15 protein-coding genes, 2 tRNA genes and 1 other RNA gene are annotated in these 20,130 nt (G+C 68.9%); 11 read left to right on the top strand and 7 right to left on the bottom strand.

The features are described 5' to 3' along the window. Window positions 1-11: 11 nt before the first annotated feature. Window positions 12-1,256 (bottom strand): cytochrome P450, encoded by a 1,245-nt coding sequence (locus PKD89_RS09440; RefSeq protein WP_287379752.1) that lies wholly within the window; start codon window positions 1,254-1,256, stop codon window positions 12-14. Window positions 1,257-1,501: 245 nt separating this feature from the next. Here PKD89_RS09440 and PKD89_RS09435 point away from each other — a divergent pair, with 245 nt between their 5' ends. The 3 genes from PKD89_RS09435 to PKD89_RS09425 are packed head-to-tail and all read left to right on the top strand — an operon-like array spanning window position 1,502 to window position 5,282. Further along, window positions 1,502-2,767, top strand: a complete 1,266-nt coding sequence (locus PKD89_RS09435; protein WP_289012300.1) for an amidohydrolase family protein — start codon at window positions 1,502-1,504, stop codon at window positions 2,765-2,767. Further along, window positions 2,764-3,786, top strand: coding sequence for an enoyl-CoA hydratase-related protein (locus PKD89_RS09430; protein ID WP_287379754.1), 1,023 nt, complete (start codon window positions 2,764-2,766; stop codon window positions 3,784-3,786). Before PKD89_RS09435 ends, PKD89_RS09430 begins: the two co-directional genes overlap by 4 nt. Beyond that, entirely contained in the window at window positions 3,783-5,282 is a 1,500-nt protein-coding gene (locus tag PKD89_RS09425) for an MDR family MFS transporter (protein WP_287379755.1), read from the top strand. The genes PKD89_RS09430 and PKD89_RS09425 overlap by 4 nt, the downstream gene beginning before the upstream one ends. Here the strand turns inward: PKD89_RS09425 and PKD89_RS09420 are convergent. Beyond that, window positions 5,270-5,989, bottom strand: coding sequence for a TetR/AcrR family transcriptional regulator (locus tag PKD89_RS09420; protein WP_287379756.1), 720 nt, complete (start codon window positions 5,987-5,989; stop codon window positions 5,270-5,272). The two genes, PKD89_RS09425 and PKD89_RS09420, sit on opposite strands and share 13 nt — an antisense overlap. Continuing rightward, complete coding sequence (locus PKD89_RS09415) at window positions 5,982-7,205, bottom strand: acyl-CoA dehydrogenase family protein (RefSeq protein ID WP_287379757.1); 1,224 nt, start codon at window positions 7,203-7,205, stop codon at window positions 5,982-5,984. Before PKD89_RS09415 ends, PKD89_RS09420 begins: the two co-directional genes overlap by 8 nt. Window positions 7,206-7,478: 273 nt before the next feature. Here PKD89_RS09415 and PKD89_RS09410 point away from each other — a divergent pair, with 273 nt between their 5' ends. The 3 genes from PKD89_RS09410 (at window position 7,479) to ilvD (ending at window position 10,826) form a co-directional block, all read left to right on the top strand. Beyond that, window positions 7,479-8,195: a metalloregulator ArsR/SmtB family transcription factor gene (locus PKD89_RS09410; protein WP_287393903.1), complete on the top strand. Its 717-nt coding sequence runs from the start codon at window positions 7,479-7,481 to the stop codon at window positions 8,193-8,195. Continuing rightward, complete coding sequence (locus tag PKD89_RS09405; RefSeq protein ID WP_287379760.1) at window positions 8,192-8,758, top strand: hypothetical protein; 567 nt, start codon at window positions 8,192-8,194, stop codon at window positions 8,756-8,758. Before PKD89_RS09410 ends, PKD89_RS09405 begins: the two co-directional genes overlap by 4 nt. A gap of 361 nt (window positions 8,759-9,119) precedes the next feature. Further along, a complete protein-coding gene (gene ilvD, locus PKD89_RS09400; RefSeq protein WP_287393905.1) occupies window positions 9,120-10,826 on the top strand; it encodes a dihydroxy-acid dehydratase in 1,707 nt (568 codons plus the stop codon). 125 nt (window positions 10,827-10,951) lie between these two features. On the opposite strand, the gene PKD89_RS09395 is transcribed toward ilvD, so the two are convergent. From PKD89_RS09395 to PKD89_RS09385, 3 genes are all read right to left on the bottom strand, one after another. Next, window positions 10,952-13,789 (bottom strand): patatin-like protein, encoded by a 2,838-nt coding sequence (locus PKD89_RS09395; protein WP_287379761.1) that lies wholly within the window; start codon window positions 13,787-13,789, stop codon window positions 10,952-10,954. 523 nt (window positions 13,790-14,312) lie between these two features. Further along, a tRNA-Arg gene (locus tag PKD89_RS09390) sits at window positions 14,313-14,386 on the bottom strand. Between the two features lie 151 nt (window positions 14,387-14,537). Then, window positions 14,538-14,909 (bottom strand): septal ring lytic transglycosylase RlpA family protein, encoded by a 372-nt coding sequence (locus PKD89_RS09385; RefSeq protein ID WP_287379762.1) that lies wholly within the window; start codon window positions 14,907-14,909, stop codon window positions 14,538-14,540. Window positions 14,910-15,186: 277 nt separating this feature from the next. Here PKD89_RS09385 and PKD89_RS09380 point away from each other — a divergent pair, with 277 nt between their 5' ends. After that, a complete protein-coding gene (locus tag PKD89_RS09380; protein ID WP_287379763.1) occupies window positions 15,187-15,744 on the top strand; it encodes an SRPBCC family protein in 558 nt (185 codons plus the stop codon). A gap of 221 nt (window positions 15,745-15,965) precedes the next feature. Here PKD89_RS09380 and PKD89_RS09375 read toward each other — a convergent pair. Continuing rightward, window positions 15,966-16,050: transfer RNA gene (locus tag PKD89_RS09375), tRNA-Ser, on the bottom strand. Between the two features lie 117 nt (window positions 16,051-16,167). Between PKD89_RS09375 and ffs the strand changes: the two genes are divergently transcribed. From ffs to recR, 4 genes are all read left to right on the top strand, one after another. After that, window positions 16,168-16,266: signal recognition particle sRNA small type (gene ffs, locus PKD89_RS09370), an RNA gene on the top strand. Window positions 16,267-16,351: 85 nt separating this feature from the next. Next, entirely contained in the window at window positions 16,352-18,802 is a 2,451-nt protein-coding gene (gene dnaX, locus PKD89_RS09365; RefSeq protein ID WP_287379764.1) for a DNA polymerase III subunit gamma/tau, read from the top strand. Between the two features lie 109 nt (window positions 18,803-18,911). Then, window positions 18,912-19,379 carry a YbaB/EbfC family nucleoid-associated protein gene (locus tag PKD89_RS09360; RefSeq protein ID WP_287379765.1) on the top strand — a complete coding sequence of 156 codons (468 nt, stop codon included), beginning with the start codon at window positions 18,912-18,914 and terminating at the stop codon, window positions 19,377-19,379. A gap of 4 nt (window positions 19,380-19,383) precedes the next feature. After that, a complete protein-coding gene (recR, locus tag PKD89_RS09355) occupies window positions 19,384-20,037 on the top strand; it encodes a recombination mediator RecR (protein WP_287393910.1) in 654 nt (217 codons plus the stop codon). Window positions 20,038-20,130 lie beyond the last annotated feature (93 nt).

Here is a 20,130-nt window from a genome sequence, read left to right as displayed (position 1 = left end):
GGGTGACCGGCCTACGTCGGGTCGACGAAGTGGACCGGCAGGTGTTTGATGCCGCCGATCCAGTTGGAGCGAAGCGGATCGGGTGGGCCGAGGGCCTCGATGCGCGGCGCCCGGCGGACCAGCTCCTCGAACAGCACCCGGATCTCCATCTTCGCCAGCTGGGCGCCCAGGCAGAAGTGGGGGCCGCCGCCGCCGAAGGCGACGTGCGGGTTGGGGTCGCGGGTGATGTCGAAGCGGAACGGATCGTCAAAGACCTCCTCGTCCCGGTTGGCCGAGACGTACCACAGCGAGATCTTGTCGCCCGCCTTGATCGTCTTGCCCCGCAGTTCGAAGTCGGCGGTGGCGTTTCGGCGGAAGTACATCACCGGCGTCGCCCAGCGGAGGATCTCCTCGACCGCCCCGGCGATGTAGCGGTCCGGGTCGGACACGAGCAGCGCCCATTGGTCGGGGTTTTGAAGGAACGCGTTGAGCCCATGGGAGATGGCGTTGCGGGTCGTCTCGTTGCCGGCGACCGACAACAGCACGAAGAACATGTTGAAGTCGGTCTCCGAGAGCGACTCGCCGTCGATCTCGGCGTTCAACAGCGCGTCGATGATGTCGTCGCCCGGGTTGGTGCGGTGGGCCTCGGCCAGCTTCTGGGCATAGAGGAACATCTCCACCTGGGCCTCGGCCAGGCGGTCCTCGCTCACCTTGTACTCCTCGTCGTCGCCGCCGGCGACCAGCCGGTTGCTCCAGTCGAAGATCTTGTGGCGGTCCTCCCGGGGCACCCCGATCAGTTCGGCGATCACCTTGAGGGGCAACTCGGCGGCGACGTCGACCACAAAGTCGACCTCGCCCCGGGGGAGCGTCTCGTCGAGGTTTTCAGCCGTCAGGTCCCGGATGTGACCCTCCATCTTGGCGATCATCCTGGGCGTAAAGCCCCGGTTGACCAGGCGGCGGTAACGGGTGTGGCCCGGCGGGTCCATGTACAGCAACAGGCTGCCGGTCACCTCGCTGTGGTCCTCCTCGTCGGGGCCCGGCTCGGGCAGGCCGACCACGCCGCCCAGGGCTGCAGCGGAGGAGAACGTGGCGAAGTCTCGGCTACACGTGATCACGTCCTCGAGCTTGGTGATCACCCAGAACCCCGGGCCATCGGGCTCGGCGTGATGATGCACCGGGTCGTTGGCCCGCAGCCAGGTGAACCAATCGTGCGGGACGCCGTCGGCGAAGCGATCCAGGTTGAGCAGGTCGATCTCGGGGGCGTCGAGCTCGGTCACGGTCGCATCCTTCCCTCAGCGCAACACTCGGTGGGGCGCAACGCTGTTGGTCGATCAAAGTAGAACGGATTCTATCTGAACGGTCTCTAGATGTGGTGTGTCTCTGTTCACCCGCTGGGTCGGCAGGGGGAACGCGATCGCTGGCGAAGGGCGCGAGAACGTGTTCTACTTGAAGCGACGTTGGTGGGCGCCAGCCCATCGCCGCAGGCCGTCATCGCAGCCCAGCTCCACGGAAGGTTGGCCCCATGACACTCACCGAACCGGTACCCACCGAGACAGCCGATCGAGAAGCCAGCGCCGCTGCGCCGTACACGATCATCTCGGCCGACTGCCACGCCGGCGGCAGCCACCAGGCCTATCGGGAGTACCTCGACCCCGAGTTCGTTCCCGACTTCGACGCCTGGCGCGGCGAGTACAAGAACCCGTACAAGGATCTGGGCGACAAGCGGAAGCTGCGCAACTGGGACAACGAGATGCGCAACTCCCAGCAGGAGGCCGACGGCATCGCCGCCGAGGTGGTGTTCCCCAACACCGTCCCGCCGTTCTTCCCCAGCTTCGTGCTGTTCGCCAAGCCGCCGACCGACGAGGAGTATCGCCACCGCCATGCCGGGGTGACGGCCCACAACCGATGGCTGGTCGACTGGTGCAACGAGTATCCGGAGCGCCGGGCAGGCGTGGGCCAGATCTTCCTCAACGATGTGGACGACGCCATCGCCGACGTGCGCTGGATCAAGGAGAACGGCCTGCGCGGGGGCATCCTGCTGCCCAACATCGCCCCGGACGTCAAGTGGGTGAAGCCGCTGTACGACCGCTGCTACGACCCGCTGTGGCAGGTGTTGCAGGACCTCGAGGTGCCGATCAACATCCACAGCGGTTCGGGCAACCCGGACTACGGCCCCTACCCGGTGTCGATGCTGCTCTACATCAATGAGGTGCCGTTCTACACCGAACGCCCGCTGGTGCAGCTGATCCTTTCGGGCGTGTTCGAACGGTTCCCCCGCCTCAAGGTGGTGCTGACCGAGGCCGGGTGTGCCTGGGTGCCGCCGCTGCTCGAACGCCTCGACACGAACATCCGCAGCATCCGTGACACCGGGGCCACCGGCGAGATTCGCTACGGGGCCGACCACATCCTGCCCAAGGACGCCACCGAGCACTTCCACCAGAACGTGTGGATGGGGGTCAGCCAGCCCCGACAGGCCGACGCCGACGCCCGCCACATCATCGGCCTCGACAAGTTCATGTGGGGCAGCGACTACCCCCACGACGAGGGCACCTACCCCTACACCCGGGAGAACCTGCGGGCCCGCTTCAGCGACGCCCCCGAGGCGGAGATGCGCAAGATCCTCGCCGGTAACGCCGCTGAGATGTACGGCTTCGACCTGGACGCCCTCGCCCCGCTGGCGGCGCGCATCGGGCCGACGGTCGAGGAGGTTGCGCGGCCGATCGGCGGGGTGCCCGACAAATCGCTCGAGCGGATCTCCGGTGACATGGATGCGAGCGCAATCAAGTGAGCGACGCCACCGACAACGAGGTCGCAAGGTCCGCCGCCGGGTCGCCGTCCGGCGCTGAGTCCCCGTCCGGCACTGAGTCCCCGTCCGGCGCTGAGTCCCCGTCCGGCGCTGAGTCCCCGTACGGCGCTGAGTCGACGTACGGCACGGTGGCGCCGCAGGCCGAGAGCGGGGGCAACGTCCCGGCGCTCGGCTCGGCCCCCGAAGTGCTGATCGTCGACGATCCGGCGCCACACGTGCGTCGCCTCACCCTCAACCGGCCCGAGAAGCGCAACGCGCTCAGCCACCAGCTGCGCGCCGAGATCATGCATGCCCTGCAACAGGCCGACCAGGACCCCGAGGTGCGGGTGATGATCGTGCGCGGTGCGGGCACCTGCTTCTCCGCCGGCTACGACCTGGGCGGCGGCAACGAGGGCGTCGACATGCCCCACTTCACCGCCGAGGGCGAAGGCCAGTGGCCCCGCCACGTCACCGAAACCTGGATGAGCATCTGGGACCTGGCCAAGCCGGTGATCGCTCAGGTGCACGGCTACTGCCTGGCCGGCGGCAGCGAGCTGGCCACCGGGTGCGACCTGGTCTACGTCGCCCACGACGCCAAGATGGGCTACCCGGCGGTGCGTTTCGGCGTGCCCGACATGCACTTCCACGCCTGGATGCTGGGCATGCGCGCCGCCATGGAGATGATGGTCACGGGCGACTCGATCTCCGGCGACGAGGCGGTGCGCCTCGGCTGGGCCAACCGGGCCTTCGACGAGGCCGACCTGGACGACGAGGTGCTCGCCGTCGCCGGGCGCGTCGCCAACATCCCCACCGACATCGTGTCGCTCAACAAGCGCGCCGTGCACCGGGGCATGGACACGATGGGCATGCGCACCGCCATCCGCCAGGGCACCGAGCTGTGTGCGATGGGCACCAAGGCGGCCACGTTCACCGAGTTCATCGACAAGATGCGCGACGAGGGCCTCACCCAAGCGCTGGCCGAACGGGACGCACCCTTCGGCGACTACCGCACCGGCGGGTGAACGCCGGGGCCGAGTGGCCCGCCCGGCCGCCCGACCCGCCGTCCGTCGCTTCGCCCCCTTCGCCGCCCACCACGACGGGGCCGGTCGCCGGGGTGCTGGCGATCTTCGTCGGCGTGCAGCTGGCCCAGATCCTGGGTGCGCTCGACGGCACGATCGTGGCGACGGCGCTGCCCACCATCTCAAGCGACCTGGGCGGCTTTTCGCGGATCACCTGGGTGATCACGGCTTATGCCCTGGCCACGGCGGCGTCGATGCCGATCTACGGCAAGCTCGGCGACCTGTACGGCCGCAAGCGCATGCTGGTGCAGGCGATCGGGGTGTTTCTGGTCGCCTCGCTGCTGTGCGGGGCGGCCCAGAGCCTCAACCAGTTGCTGCTCGCCCGGTTCGTGCAGGGCCTGGGCGCCGGCGGGTTGGGGACGCTGTCGATGGCCGTGCTCGCCGACGTGATCCCGGCCCGTCAGCTTGGACGGTGGATGGGCTACCAGGGGGTTGCCTTCGCCGTGTCCAGCGTTGCCGGACCGCTGGTTGGCGGCCTGTTCGTCGACCACCTCAGCTGGCGCTGTGCGTTTTTCGTCAACCTGCCGGTCGGGCTGATCTCGGCGGTGATCGTGGCGACCAAGGTGCCGAGCAGCCGGCACCGGGTGGTTCACTCGATCGACTGGGCGGGCTCGCTGCTGCTCGCCGCCGCCCTGAGCGCGCTGATGCTGGTGGCGACGCTCGGCGGAGAGACGTTTGGGTGGACGTCGCCGCAGCTGATCGCGCTTGCGATCGCCGTGCCGGTGCTTGGCTTCGCGTTCGTTCGGCGCCAACTCGTCGCCCCAGAGCCGGTCCTGCCCCTCAGGCTGTTCGGCGACCGGCTGATGCGGGCCAGCATCGGTGTGAACTTTGCCAGCGGCGTGCTGATCTGGGGCGGCATCTTCTTCGTGCCGCTGTTCGTTCAGGAGGTGAACGGTGTCAGCCCCACCGCCGCCGGGTTCACGCTGATGCCGTTGATGTTCGGGGCCGCCGCCGGAACCTTGGTGGCCGGTCGGGCGGTCGAACGGTCGGGCCGGATCCGGTCCTGGCCCATCGGTGGTTCGGTGCTGATGGTGATCGGTATCGCGTTGCTGGCCACGATCGGGCTCGCCACCCCGACGGCGGTAGTCGGGGCGTGGGCGCTCGTGCTCGGCCTCGGCATCGGGTTCGTCATGCAGCCGTCGCTGCTGGCGGCACAGAACGCGGCGCCGGTGGGCGACCTGGGTACGGCGACCTCGGCGGTGCTGTTGTGCAGGTCGCTCGGCTCGACGATCGGTATTCCGATCTTCGGTGGGATCCTCAATGCAGGCCTGGCTGCCAGGGGCATGGGCTCCGCCGGGTTTGCCCACGCGGTGCCGCTGGTCTTTCTGGCCGGCGTGCCGGTGGCACTCGCCTCGGTCGTGCTGGCCCTGCGCCTGGAGGACCGTCCCCTCCGTACCGAAACGGTGATCGCCGAGCGGGCCGCCCCTCAGGGGTCGTAGGGGGAGATCAGCACCCGACAGGCGCGGTGGAGTTCCTCGGTCACTGTGGCGAAGTCGGTCCGTCCGTTGGCCCACGTGATCAGGGCGGAGTACCAGACATGGCCGAGCACGGCCAGGATGTCGGCGCGGGTGTCGGGGTCGAGGTGGGCCAGGATCGGGTCGCCGACATCGGCGATCGACGAGCGCACCGCCCCGCCGCTGCTGCGCACCCCGGCGTCGGGCGAGGCCATCGCCCGCACCAGCGCCTTGGACAGCTTCGGTTGGCGTTCCATGGTGGCGCACGCCCGATCGAGCACGTCGATCATTTGCTCGGTCGGGGTGTCGCCCCGGGGCGGGCGCTGGGCCACGCGATCGCGTAGGCGTCCGGTCCACTCCGACGTCGCTGCGGCCAGCAGGTGATCCTTCGACGAGAAGTTGCGGTAAATGGTGGCGAGGGCGACGTTGGCGGTGGCGGCCACATCGCGCATGTGCACGGCGTCGTAGCCGCCCGCGGCACCCAGCTCGAAGGCGGCGTCGATCAGGCGTCGGCGGCGCTCCTGTTGCTCGGGTGTGTACCCCTGCGCATCGTTCGCCTGGCCATCTCCGGCCGGGTGGCCGGGCGGCCCCTTGTGGTCGGAATTGCGACCGTCACCTTCGGAGGCGCCCTCATCGGAGCCACGGGCGTCCCCGTCGGAGCCGGTCGACGAGCCGACAGCGACGTCAGCCACGATTGGCCGATGTGGGAACGTCGCGGAAGGGCACGTGTTTATCCTGGCGTGCCTCGGGCGGCAGGCCTAAGACCCGCTCGCCCATGATGTTGCGCTGGATTTCGTCGCTGCCGCCGGCGATGCGGATCGACGGGGCCGACAGGAAGTACTGCTGCCATTGGCCTCCCTCCGGTGCCGACGCGGCGGCCAGCATCCCCGCGGCACCCTCGATCGCCAACGCCAGGTCGGCGTTGCGCTTGCGGTGCTGGGCGGCCATCAGCTTCAGCGCCGAGGTGCCCGGCCCGGGCGGTTGGCCCTTCGCTGCAGCGGTCCGGGCCTGCATGCCCAGGTAGTTCATGATCTGCGCCCGGGAGTGGGCGGCCGCGAGCCCCTGTCGCACCCGCGGCTCGGCTGTGGCGCCGCTTCGCCGGGCCAGACCGAACAGGTCGGCCAGCCCCGGGCCGCCGCCGTGCCCGCCCATAAACGTGCGCTCGTTGGCCAGCGTGGTCATCGCTGCCGCCCAGCCGCCACCGACCCCGCCGAGCACGGCGTCGTTGGGCACCCGGGCTCCGGTCAGGAACACCTCCGAGAAGTGCGATGCGCCGGTGATCTGTCGCAGCGGGCGAATCTCGACGCCGGGCTGGTGCATGTCGATGAGGAAGTAGGTGATGCCCCGGTGCTTGGGCACGTTGGGGTCGGTGCGGGCGAGCAGGATGCCGTAGTCGCTGTAGTGGGCGCCCGAGGTCCATACCTTCTGGCCGTCGATGACCCACTCGTTTCCGTCGCGCACCGCCCGGGTCGCCAGGCCGGCCAGGTCGGATCCGGCGCCGGTTTCGCTGAACAGCTGGCACCACACCTCGTCGCCCCGCAGCATCGGAGGCAGGTAGCGGGCCAACTGATCGGCGTTGCCGTGGGTGATGATCGTCGGTCCGGCCATGCCCGTGCCCACCACGAAAGGACTGGTTGGTAGCGACCGCTTGGCCGCCTCTTCGCTGAAGATGGCGGCGTAGGCGGGCGGGGCGCCCCGCCCTCCGTAGGTCTCGGGCCAGGTGATGGCGGCCCAACCGTGGTCGGCCAGCAATGCCTGCCACGGACGGGCCCGCTCGACGAAGGCTGCGTCGTCCTCGCCCGGCCGGCGTCGAACCCGCAGGGCCTCGGGGCTCGACCGGTGCTCATCCAGCCAGGCCACCGCCTCGGCACGAAAGCCCGCTTCGTCCGGTGACTCGTCGAAGTCCATCCAACTCCCTCATGGCGTCGATCCGCTGCGCCGGCCCTACCCGGTGTGCTTCACCCGCATCGGCGCGAGAACGTGTTCTACCACTCGTCTGGCCGCGTTTCACGATGTTCCACGTGAACCCATTCTGCGAGCATCCCCTCCGAGGTCCCAGCATGTGCGGTGCCCTTCTGGTGTCGTTCGTTCGCTGCCATGGAGGGGTGGACCTGGCCAGCTACGATGTCATGTTCCAAGGAACATTGGATTAATGGTGCTGAGGAAAGGAAAGGTTCCGGGATGGCTGTCGCAGTGAGGGCCGACATCGACGGCCAAACCGACGGCACCGAGCGGCGCGCCGAGTTCTTCAGCCGGCTGGCGGTGGTCGGCAAGGCCTTCGCCAGCGCCAAGCGCCTGGAGTTGGTCGACCTGCTGGCCCAAGGCGAGCGGGCGGTCGACTCGCTGGCTCGCCAGGCGGGCATGGGTATCACGACCACCTCGTCCCACCTGCAGATTCTGAAGATGGCCCACGTCGTGTCCACCCGTCGGGCCGGCACCCGCGTGTACTACCGGCTCAGCGGGGACGACGTGGCGACGCTGTATGCGTCGCTCGGGCGGGTGGCCCGCGCCCACTCCGCCGATGTGGAGCGGGCGCTCGAGGCCTACCTGGGCACCGGTTCGCTCGACGACGTCGAGCTGATCCGGCGGGACGATCTGATGCGGCGCATCGAGGATGGCGACGTGCAGGTGGTCGACGTGCGCCCGGCCGAGGAGTTCGACGCCGGACACATCCCCGGGGCGCGCTCGCTGCCCTTCGGCGAGCTGACCGAGCTGACCGAGCGGCTCGAGTCGCTCGACCCCAACCTCGACCTGGTCGCCTACTGCCGTGGTGCCCATTGCGTGATGGCCCACGACGCAGTCCGCCTGCTCGAAGCCGAGGGTCGTCATGCGGCTCGTCTGGAGGACGGCATGCTCGAGTGGCGGCTGTCCGGTCTGCCGGTGGAGGTCGACGTATGAGGCGCGTCATCGAAGCGTTCACCGCTCTGCTCGCATGGCCCGCCCGTCGTTGGGCGACGGCGGTCGGGGCCGGCGTCGCGTTCGCGCTCGTCATCGCCATCCCCACCGCCCTGATCAAGAACCCGATCTTCGGTCGGCAGATCCCACCGACGTGGTGGTCGTGGCCGTCCCTTATCGTCAGCTCGGTGCTCGGCGGCCTGCTGGTCGCCACCTACGTGCGCGACCCGGCGGTCAACCCGCCGTCGCAGGTAGCCGGCGATTCGGTCGCCGCCGAGGGCGAGTACGACGACGATGAGGACCGGGTCAATCGTCGGCGTGGCACCATCGGTGGGGTGCTCACCTTCTTCGCGGTCGGGTGCCCGGTGTGTAACAAGCTGGTGCTGATCGCGCTGGGCAGCGCCGGTGCCATCACCTGGTTCGAGCCGATTCAGCCGGTTTTGCAAGCGGTTGCCGTCGCCCTGCTCGGCTGGGCGCTGTTCGCCCGCCTCGAGGGCGAGCGGTTCTGTCCGGTCACCCCCGCAGCCGAGTCGGTCGGCACCCGTTCGGGCGACGACCTCAGCTGAGCGTCACCGGCGCCGAGCGCCACCGTGGCGGGGAACACCCATCCGGGTACCCGTCCCACCCAATCGAGCACGCGATGGCTCACCGACACCTCGAGGCCGCTGGTGTCGCCCAGGCCGATCGCCGAGGTGAACCCCACCATGGCATCGAAGCGGATGAACAGCACGCCGATCACGATGAACAGCAGGCCGGAGACCAGCGATGTCGTGTGGGTGCGGATCGGGCCGAGCTCGATGCCTCGGCCCCACAGCCACCGGCGATCCCAAGGCTTCTCCCCGCCGTCGGCCGCACGTCACCCCGGTCCGATCGATCCCAATCATCCGTTCTGGCGGAACGGCCACGCTCCTGAGGTACCGTCGTTCCATGGCAGATACGGGTGAGACAGCGGTCGATCTGAAGCCCCACAGCAGGGACGTCACCGACGGGTTCCAAAAGGCACCGTCACGGGCGATGCTGCGAGCGGTCGGCATGGGCGACGAGGACTGGGACAAGCCCCAGATCGGCATCGCCTCGTCGTGGAACGAGATCACCCCCTGCAACATGACGCTGTCCAAGCTGGCCGGCCACGCCAAGACCGGCGTCAGCCAGGCCGGGGGCTATCCGCTCGAGTTCGGGACGATCACCGTCTCGGACGGCATCTCGATGGGCCACGAGGGCATGCGCGCCTCGCTGGTCAGCCGAGAGGTGATCTGCGACTCGGTCGAGACGGTCATCTTCGCCGAGCGCCTCGACGGGGTGGTCGGCCTGGCCGGCTGCGACAAGTCGATCCCGGGCATGTTGATGGCCGCCGCCCGGCTCGATGTGGCCAGCGCCATGATCTACAACGGGTCGACGATGCCCGGCGAACACAACGGCGAGGCGACCGACATCACCAGCGTGTTCGAGGGCGTCGGGGCCTGTGCGCTGGGCGCCATCACCCCCGAGGAGCTCGACGAGATCGAGCGGACAGCGTGTCCGGGTGAGGGCGCGTGCGGCGGCATGTTCACCGCCAACACGATGAGCTCGATCGGCGAGGCCCTCGGCATGTCGATCCCCGGGTCGGCGTCGCCGCCGGCCATCGACGGTCGGCGCGACGAGGACGCCCGCCGAGCCGGTGAAGCGGTGGTCACCCAGCTCCGCGCCGGCATCACCGCCCGCACGATCCTCACCAAGAAGGCGTTCGAGAACGCCATCGCCCTCACCTCGGCGCTCGGCGGGTCGACCAACGCCGTGCTGCACCTGTTGGCGATCGCCAACGAGGCCGAGGTCGACCTCGAGCTCGACGACTTCAACCGCATCGCCGCTCAGGTGCCCCACGTCGCCGATATGAAGCCGGGCGGCCGGTTCCACATGACCGACCTGGATCGGGTTGGCGGCGTGCCGATGGTGATGAAGATGCTGCTCGACGCCGGGCACCTGCACGGCGACGCGCTGACGATCACCGGCAAGACCGTCGCCGAGAACCTGGCCGACATCGACCCGCCCGGCCCCGACGGCACGGTCGTGCATCCCCTCGATGCGCCGATCCACTCTGAGGGCGGCATCAACATCCTCACCGGTTCGCTGGCACCCAAGGGGTCGGTGGTCAAGGTCGCCGGGCTGACCAAGGAGCAGATGCTCTTCGACGGTGTCGCTCGGGCCTTCGACGGCGAGGACGCCGCGATGACGGCGATCCTCGACGGCACGATCGAACCGGGAACGGTGCTGGTGATCCGCAACGAAGGTCCCAAGGGCGGGCCCGGCATGCGGGAGATGCTGGCGATCACCGGGGCGCTCAAGGGTGCCGGCCGGGGCAGCGACTGCGCGCTGGTCACCGACGGCCGCTTCAGCGGCGGCACTTGGGGGTTCTGCATCGGCCACGTGGCGCCCGAAGCGGTCGATGGCGGCCCGATCGGCCTGGTGGCCGACGGCGACCGCATCCTGATCGACGTCCACGAGCTCAAGCTGGACCTGCTCGTTGACGACGCCGAACTGGAGAAGCGCCGCCAGGCGTACGCACCGCTCGAGCCCGTTTACACCCGCGGCGTGCTCGCCAAGTTTGCCAAGCTGGTGCAGGGCGCCGAGACCGGGGCGATCACCAACCCCCGCTAGCGATTTCGCTGGGTGACGAGTTCGACCGCTCTGAGGAGCGCAGCTCCTCGGAGTCGGCCGGAGGGTCGATATGGGGCGTGGTGCGCCACATCAGGCAGAGGAAGGTCACCGTCAGGCCAGGCCGATCACTTCACCCGCCGGAACCGAGCCTTCAACCAGCCGAGCATCCCATGCGACGCCGTGTCGGTGGACGCTGCTTTTTTGGGTCGGGTGAACCAGCGCGCCGCCACCTTGCCGATCCAAGCGGCTGGTCCGGCGACCCACCTCATCGGACCGGGGAATTCGCTGCGGAGCACGTTGGCGGCGACGGTTACCAACTGGCCTGCCGTGGCTTGAATTTCGCTGCTTCCCGGGTCGTTCAAGGTGTCCAACCCAACACGCCACGTGCGCTTGTCGACGGCCGGAAGCGTTTCGGCGATGATCTGATTCTGTCGGATGGCGATGAGTGCGTTTCGAACATCGTTCTCGGATTCTGCGCTCGGGTCCTGGCCGCCCTGGACCTCGACTTCCTTGTTCGCAGCCCTCAGCTCGGCGAGGTAGTCGCGCACGGCGGTCTCTTGGTCAGGGGTCAGGTCATCCAGAAGGATCTGGATGCCCGTCGACGCGCTGTCGAGGCGGCCCCACATCCAGTCGTTCTCGCGCCAGCGCTGATCGAGAAATGCCGAGAAGTTGCCGAGTTCGTTGCCGGCCAGCTTGACTTGGGGACGAAGAAAGTTGGGGCAACCGGTCCATCCGTCCGGCTTTTCTTCGCCGATTTTGTCCGACTTGGTCTTGAGAAGCTCGAACTCGCCGGCGAGTGGTGTGATGGCTGCGGCCGAGAGGCGACGAAACTCGATTTCGGTACCTCCCGGCCGGCCGCTGAGATACTCGGGCATGCACAGGATCTCCAGATCGGCAAGCGCATGCTTCGTCGTCTCTGGTCCCCGAATCACCAGGTCCAGCAGCTCGGCGGGGTGGCCGTCAGGGAGTTTCACGGTGCTGATCCTGCGGACCTCGTCGACCTGCTTGACGATCCTCTCGAGGATCAGTTCCCGAAGACCCGTGCCTCCTTCGCCGGGGTCGGCGCCGCCGTCCGAGTCGACCAGCGCTTGCAGAACCGCATACGTGCCCGCAAGGTACGGCCCGGAGTCGTTCTCGTCGAGCAAGGTGTTGGACACCTCGCCGGACACGCAGAGGAGGCCGTCGAGAGTCGCCAGCGATTCGGTGCACCAGCCGTCCATCGACCCGGCGGGCACGTATCCCCTGCGTCGGGCGAGGGTCACCCAGCCGATGCGTCTCGTGCGCTCCAGCAGGCTCACCACATCTTTCAGCCGGTACATCTCCAACTTGGCATCACCGATGGCGTCGATGGCCTCGGCGTCTTCGGCGGATGATTCGACCGCACGGGTCCATTCCAGTGTCAGGGCGAGCGTTCGGCGCAGCACCGCAATGCCGGCGCCAAACAGGGCGTCGACATGATTTTCCGGCACCTTGCCCACCTGCTGGGGGACGTCCGGGCCCCCGCCCACCTGCTGTTGGAAGGCGGCGCTGAGAACGCAGTCCAGGTTGTTCAGGTCGGAGTCGATCCAGTCCCCCAGTGGGGCGCGCCAAGAGGACTCGTCGTCCACGACCGGAAACGGGTCCTCGCCCAGCGCAATCACCGGCTGGTCGAGCAGCCGACGCAGCCGAACGGCGTCCGCCGTGGCCCGCTGCATGGCGTAATCCTCCCAACGTGAGGCGTCCAGCTGGAACGTGGTTGCGCCCGTTTCGGCTTGGTGCCTTTTGAATCGGGCGAGGGTCGCCGCGCGAAGCAGTTGGGCCATGCGGATCGACCGGTTGTGGCGATCGAGTTGCTCGAGGTCGCCGTCGATGGACTCGTGCTGAAACTTCGCAGTGAGGGCACCCTTCGCCACGGCCTTCACCTGGCGGCGCTTTTGTTGGGCGGCGTCGGGGGTGTCAGGTGTTTGGGCAGCCTTCCCGCCATCGCCCGCCACGACCTCGGTCGGTTGCCCGCCGTCAGGGCATGGCCCCGCCGGCCCCGCTGGTGGCGGTGGCCCGGTGGGGTGGAGGTACACCAGCACCCGGCGGGTTGGGCCGTCCGCAGCGGCCGCAACGATGGCGTCGAGTGCGCGCCCCAGCGGGATGTTGTCGACGATGCCGCCGTCCGTGACGACGAAGTCGTCATCTCGCTGGGGCGCTCGCGCCCCGATGGGCTCACCGCGGCTGTCGCCAAACACGCCGCGACAGTCGACCCGCCGATGATCATCTCTGGTCCAGCGCTCGGCGTCGGGGGTGACCGGTTCTCCAAACTTGCAAGGACGTGTCGATCGAACGACCGCAGCCTCGAATGCGACGGGAAACGAGGAGGTGGCTCGTCCGGCGAGTGCGAGGCGGGCCACGGCTTCGGGACCGACGAGATCGTCCCGGCCGTTGACGTCGTTGGGCGAGCAGCGGAAGTGAAAGAGCGCCGAGGAGCGTGAACGTTTGATCTGTTCATCGCTCAGATGGTGGCTCGGGATCTGGAGTGGCTCGACCATCGTCGCGGTCAGCTGAAGGTCGACGAATGGTCTTGGTTCCGATGGGGTGTCGACGAGAATCAGTTCGCGGAGTCGTTTGTAGAGCTCGTCGAGGAATTTGCCGTCGCCGTCGAACAGGGAACTCCACGGAGGCTCACAGCGCCGGATCTCGTTGATGGAGGCGACTTGACTCCAGGTCGGCAACAGCTCGCGCATCGGGTATCCGTGGCGGATGGCCCCGGCGAACAGCACCCCGTTCAGGCCGCCGGCACTCGTGCCTGCGAGCACGTCGACGACGACGTTGCTGTACCCGCACGCTTCGACAAGACCGCTCCAGAAGGGATCCCCATCTGGGGGTGTCGAGCGTCGAAGCTCGTCGATCTCCGCGCAGGCGCCACCCGACCACACGGCCAGGCTGACGCCGCCGCGCATGCCGAGGGCCAAGCGAAGTTCGCGTTGCACGTTCATGGTTGTTCCTCAAGTCTGGGATCGACCCAGTAGCCGTTGTGTTCATCCGTCTGTCAGAGCGCGTCGGTTCCGGCGTCGTCCGACATGCCGAGGACGGAGGCCGCTGTCGGCCCGCCTATGCCATGGACCCGGATCTGCATGGCAGCCGTCCCTTCCCCTAGCAGGACAATGACACCTGAGCATCCACATAGCAACGAGGAATCAGCCCGCACCGGTGTGCTGGTGACGTCGGCGAAGCTGGGTTGCGTGAACGGGGTTTCGCCGCACTTGAATCATGTTGTCGGGACGGCCTCGGGTAGGCGCTGGTCGCCTGGGTCGGACGTCGTCTCCCGGTAGCGGCAGGAGATGGGAGCTCGGGGCGGTGGTTGGTTTGCTCGTGATCGTCCGCCGTCCGGTCACCCTCGACCCCAAGGAAGGGTCGGCTGCGAGGTCTGGCGAGCACTCGCCACGCTTCAAAAATGACAAGGCCCCAACCCCGGTTGGGAGGTTCGGGCCTCGTAGATGTCGGGAGACATCACAGCAGTGCGCTCGGAGGGACTCGAACCCCCAACCTCCTGATCCGTAGTCAGGTGCTCTATCCAATTGAGCTACGAGCGCCGGTGTAAGCGGGCAACTCTACGCGCTGCGCTGCAGTGCGCCAAACGATCTCCTCGTGGACCGGTCTGCACGCGACGGTGCCCCGGGCTTTCGCTCCGGGGCACCGCTCACGAAATCGGCACGCACGGTTGAGACGTGCGTCGGCCTCGACCTAGTAGCGGATCTCGACGCCACGCAGGACGCCGGCCGAGATCGGTCCCAGCTGACGGAACTGCTTCGGCTGAAGGTCGACGATGCGGCCACCGGCATACGGGCCCCGGTCGTTGACGACGCAAGTGGCGGTGTTGCCGCCACGGCGGAGGTGCAGCACGGTGCCGGCGGCAGCGGTGCGGTGGGCGCAGCCGTTGGAGGTGCGCACTCGGGGGAAGGCGACTGGGCCGCCGGCCTGGGTGTAGTACGAGGCCGCTCCCGACTGGTAGCGGCTGGTGCCACCGCTGCCCGGAGCTGCGACGCAGCCGGTCGCTGCGATGAGCAGGACGGCTGCCGCTGCGAATGAGCGTCGAAGGTTAAAGGGGTTGGTCATGGGAGTTGCCTCCAGGGTTGAGCCATCGGATGACGGCAGGACCGATCCCTCACACGCCCGCCCTCGGTCAGCAACACTGCTGAAGTGAGGGCGGCACGTCAGGGCCGGCGGGGGGATGGTTAACGAGTCGTTACTTTACGGTCTGGTTACGATAATGCAACCCTTTGTAACAGTGGCGTCGGTCACTTGCAGCGTAAGGTCAATGAAATAGAGGATTTTTCGACGACCCGACGGCGATACGATCTGGTTTCATGGCCGACCAGCAGGGGAGATGTGCGTGTCCGACAACGACCTGATCGAGTGCGAACGGGTGAATCTCGACTACTTCAACCGGGCTCCCGTGCGGGTCGAGGCCGCCGAGGTGATAGCGGCCAGCCCGAAGCGCATCTTCGATGTGTTTCTCGATGCCGACTCGTGGTCGCGGTGGGCGTGGCCGATCACCGGGGTCGACTGGACCTCGCCGATGCCCCTTGAGGTCGGGTCGACCCGGACGGTGTGGATGCGCGGGCCCATGGTGGGTTATGAGGAGTTCATCGCCTGGGAGCCGGGCCGACGGATGGCGTTTCGATTCAACCAGACGATCAAGGGCGGGCCGTCGGCCTTCGCCGAGGACTACCTGGTCACCGACCTGCGGGATGGCCGTTCGCTGGTGGAGTGGACGATGGCGATGACCCTCACCGGCGTTTCGGCGCGGTTCGCCCGATTTACCGGCCCTGCGATGGGGCCGGCGAACCGGGCGATGCTGCGCAGGTTCCGCACGTACGTCGAGTCCAACCCGATGCTCGCCGATGAGGCCTCGAACTCGTCGACGAACGCGTCGCCGACCCGCCGGTAGCCCAGCGAGCGGTTGATGCCAGGGGACGTGACGACGGCAGCTGGGTCGCCGTCGTAGCTGGCGTCGACGTCAGCGTGCGAACTCTGCCGCTATCGCGTTGCTCTACGACGCGATAGCGGCAGAGCTCGAGACAGTTCCCAGAAACAGGCCTGGTTGCGGCGAGTCCGGTCGGCTGGCGGAACAACTCCTGCCAACCAGACCGGCTCGTCGCGACCGCCGAGCGGAGAGGGTGGGATTTGAACCCACGGAGGGTTGCCCCTCACACGCTTTCCAAGCGTGCCGATTCGGCCGCTCTCGCACCTCTCCTCTTGTGACCGAGCGACCCTAGCCGGAGCCGGTGTCGCCGTCGGTGCTGAGACACGATATCGTGTGGCCCTCGCCGATCCCTCACCCGTGAGGTGGAGGCGGGTCTCGACGTGGGACGACCGGGTCCTGTGCGACCGAACCCCGTGAACCGGGTCAGGGCCGGAAGGCAGCAGCCCTCAGCGGAGCGTTCGGAGTGCCGCAGACCACCTGGTCGTCCCTCGCCGAGACCCTTGAGCGGCGAGGGTCTGCAGGGCTGTTCGGCTCGGTCGGTGGGTGGCGACGGCCTTGTATCCTCGATGCGGTGAGCTATCAGTCCCTGTATCGCCGCTTCCGCCCCAGCCGGTTCGCCGAGGTTCGGGGGCAGGACCACATCACGGTCGCCCTCCGCAACGCCGTCCGGACCGACACGGTGGGCCACGCCTATATGTTCAGCGGCCCGCGGGGCTGCGGGAAAACCTCGAGCGCTCGCATCCTGGCCCGGGCGCTGAACTGCACCAACCTGGCCGACGGCGAGCCGTGCGGGGTGTGCGACAGCTGCGTGGCGATGGAGTCCGGCACGTCGATGGACCTCCACGAGCTGGATGCGGCCTCCAACAACGGCGTTGACGCCATGCGGGACCTGGTCAGCCGGGCCGCCCTTGGCACCGCCGGCCGCAACAAGGTGTACATCCTCGACGAGGTGCACATGTTGACCGGTGCGGCCTCCAATGCCTTGCTGAAAACGCTGGAGGAGCCCCCGCCGCACGTCACCTTCGTGCTGGCGACCACCGACCCCCAGAAGGTGCTGCCCACGATCAAGAGCCGCACCCAGCACTTCAACTTCGAGCTGCTCTCGCCCCACGAGCTGGAGAACTACGTCCGCTGGGTGATCGCCGAGGCCGAGTTGACCGTTGACGACGAGGCGATTGCCTACGTCGTGCGCCAAGGGCGGGGTTCGGCACGCGACACGCTCTCATCGCTCGATCAGGTGGTGGCAGGCGGCGGCGTCGTGCCCCGCGAGGAGCCCTCGGCCAACCTGGTGAGTGCCCTGACCGAGCGTGACACCGGCGCCGCCCTGACCGCCGTGGCCGATGCACTGGGGATGGGCAGCGACCCGCGGGTGCTGGCCGAGGCGCTGGTTGCCGACCTACGCGACCTGTTTCTGCTGACGATGGGGGTCGAGGGGGCCAACGTCGCCGACGCCGATCGCGAGGAGCTGACCGACCGGGCCCGCCGTTTCGGTCCCGCCCGGCTGACTCGCGCGCTGGAGCAGCTCGGGTCGGCGCTGGTCGACATGCGCCAGGCCTCCGACCCGCGGGTGCCCCTTGAGGTGGCTCTCGTGCGTCTGACAGCGCCGACCGCCGACCTGTCGATCGAGGCGCTGGCCGAACGGGTGGAGGCGTTGGAGCGGGCACTGGCCGGAGGCGCCGTCTCGGTGGCGCACACGACGCCTCCGGCCGCCCGAGCGGCCGTCGAGGCCGCCTCGTCCGCGACCGCAGCGTCGACGCCGGGGTCTACCACTGTCCCGGAAGCAGGGCCGCCCCCACCAGCGGGCGGTGCGGTGCCCGCAACACCTCCCGGAACACCCGCTGCTACCGCCCCGGCGACCGGCGGATCGGGTGTACCCGCAGCACCGGCTGCCTCCGCTCCGGCGACCGGCGGATCGACCACACCCTCGCCGCAACCGTCGCCGGCCGACCCCGGTGGGACAAGCCAGGCCGCCTCGCCCGACACGTCGTCTGCGCGAGCAAGCAATGCCGCAGCTCCGTCAGCGCCCGCCGCCGACCGGCCCGGTGTGAGCGGCGAGGGCAGCCACCGGTCGGTGGTCGAAGAGGCCCGAGCGATGCTGCGGGCCAAGACGGGCAAGGAGGCGCCGCCGGCCGAGCCGATCCACGTGTCGACGGCGGAGGAGCCGCCGCCCCCGCCTCGTCGCCGGCGCCCAAAGCCGCCAGAGGGGAGCCCGGCGGCCCCGGTGCAGCAACCGAGCGATGCCGGGCCCGACCCGGCGCGCCCACTTGTCGATCAGAGCCAGTCCTCCGATGCCGAAGCGCCGCCCGCACCGGAGCAGGACCGGGCGCGCCCACTGGTCGACCAGAGCCCGTACTCCGACGCCGGGGCGACACCCGCACCGGAGCAGGATCCGGCGCGCCCGCTGGCTGATCCCGACGCCGTCGGTCAGGCGCCCGTCAGCCGTGCCCCGACACAGGCACCGCCGAGCGTTCCCGAAGGCGCCGCTCCTCAGGCGCCCGCCCCGCCGTCACCGGCCCCGCCACCGGCTGCGCCGGTCACACCCGTGGCTTCGGCCGCAGGCGCCGAACGGCTCAACGGCCTGCTCGACAGCGTGCTCGGCAAGCTGAAGCCGGTGACCCGGGCGCTGTTCGTCGGCCACTTCGACGACGAGGGCGGGACGCTCGAGTTTCGCCTGGACAACCCCGCCATCCTCGATCGAGCCCAAGCTCGGCAGGGTGAGTTCGGCGAGGTGCTCTCCGGTGCGGCGGGCCAGCCGGTTTCGTTCAAGCTGGTCGCCGGCTCGGGCGCCGGGGCAGCGGGCGGAGTGGGGGCCGGGCGCGACGCGTCGGGTCGACATGGCCGCACCGCACACGATGGCGGCCCGGCCCCTCGGGGCGGGGATGATTCCGACGAGGCTGAATGGGCCAGCGGCGGCGACTATGACGATCTCGCCGACCTCGAGGACGCCGACCCACCGCTGAGCGCAGCACAACGCCTGATCGAGGCGTTCCCGGGCGCCGAGCTGATCACCCCGGAGCCCTGACCGCTCACCATCGACGTGCCCACCGAGCCGGCTCCACCGCAGCGTGGCCCGGCGCACGTAGCTTGGACTGCCCGCACCCCCGGCGGGCGACGACCCCACGGAGTACGACGTGACCTCACCCGAGAACACCAGCCCCGATGATCCAACGCCGGAGCAGGTTCCATCGGCCGACGCCGACCCGATGGCCGCCATGCTCGGTGGCCTCGACCTCGGCTCGTTGATGGAGACCGCCCAGCAGATGCAACAGCAGATGGCCGACGCCCAGTCGCAGCTGGCCGCCACGCGGGTGGAAGGCAGCGCCGGCGGCGGCAAGGTGAGGGTGACGATCACCGGCGACCTGCAGCCGGTTGGCGTAAAGCTCGACCCCGAGGTGGTCGACCCCGACGACACCCAGTGGCTCGAGGAGCTGATCCTGGCGGCGTGGCGTAATGCCGTGGCCGAGGTGGGTCGCGCCGAGCAGTCGGGGGACCCGATGGGTGGCCTTGACCTGTCGTCGATGGGCATCGACCCCGCCTCCTTCGGCATCGGCCCCGCCTCGGACGACGAGTCGGACGGGTCGTCCGAGATCGAGGGCTGATCGGGTGCCCACCTACGCCGCCCCCATCCAGGAGCTGATCGACTCGCTGGGGCGCCTGCCCGGCATCGGCCCCAAGTCGGCGCAGCGCATCGCCTTCTACCTGCTCGACGCCGACCGAGAGGAGGCCACGCGCCTCAGCCGGGCGATCATCGAGGTGAAGGACAAGGTCCGGTTCTGCGACCGTTGCTTCAACGTGTCGGAGGGCGAGCTGTGTACCGTGTGCGACGACGACCGCCGCGACGGCAGCGTCCTGTGCGTCGTCGAGGAGCCCAAGGACGTGGTGGCGGTGGAGCGCACCGGCACCTACGAGGGGCGCTACCACGTGCTCGGTGGAGCGATCGACCACCTGCGGGGCATCGGGCCCGACCGGCTCAAAGTGCGCGAGCTGGTCGAGCGCATCGGCGCCGAGAACGTCACCGAGGTGATCCTGTGCACCAACCCCAACCTGGAGGGTGAGGCGACCGCGCTGTACCTCAGCCGCCTGCTCGACCTGCCCGGCCTGGAGGTGAGCCGCATCGCCAGCGGCCTGCCGGTGGGCGGCGATTTGGAGTATGCCGACGAGCTGACATTGGGCCGTGCGCTCGAGGGCCGCACCCACGTGGGAGGGTCGCCGGCCGTCCCTGCGCCGGCGGAGGCTGACGCCACACCGGCCGGATAACCGGAAGGGGCAGGCCGCCTGAACAGCGGTCGGGCAGACCTCGCCTCGCCTCGCCTCGCCTCGCCTCGCCTCGCCTCGCCTCGCCTCGCCTCG

The sequence above is a fragment of the Candidatus Neomicrothrix sp. genome (assembly GCF_035329545.1).
In the GTDB taxonomy this organism is placed as follows: domain Bacteria; phylum Actinomycetota; class Acidimicrobiia; order Acidimicrobiales; family Microtrichaceae; genus Microthrix; species Microthrix subdominans.
Note: the sequence above shows the minus strand (reverse complement) of the source record. Positions and strands in the feature narration are given on the sequence as shown.

Excerpts from the sequence above, each read along its gene's own strand:
- PKD89_RS09395 (WP_287379761.1), bottom strand. The coding sequence starts at position 13,789 with ATGAACGTGCAACGCGAACTTCGCTTGGCCCTCGGCATGCGCGGCGGC.
- PKD89_RS09405 (WP_287379760.1), top strand. The coding sequence starts at position 8,192 with ATGAGGCGCGTCATCGAAGCGTTCACCGCTCTGCTCGCATGGCCCGCC.
- PKD89_RS09415 (WP_287379757.1), bottom strand. The coding sequence starts at position 7,205 with ATGGACTTCGACGAGTCACCGGACGAAGCGGGCTTTCGTGCCGAGGCG.
- ilvD (WP_287393905.1), top strand. The coding sequence starts at position 9,120 with ATGGCAGATACGGGTGAGACAGCGGTCGATCTGAAGCCCCACAGCAGG.
- PKD89_RS09385 (WP_287379762.1), bottom strand. The coding sequence starts at position 14,909 with ATGACCAACCCCTTTAACCTTCGACGCTCATTCGCAGCGGCAGCCGTC.
- PKD89_RS09410 (WP_287393903.1), top strand. The coding sequence starts at position 7,479 with ATGGCTGTCGCAGTGAGGGCCGACATCGACGGCCAAACCGACGGCACC.
- PKD89_RS09435 (WP_289012300.1), top strand. The coding sequence starts at position 1,502 with ATGACACTCACCGAACCGGTACCCACCGAGACAGCCGATCGAGAAGCC.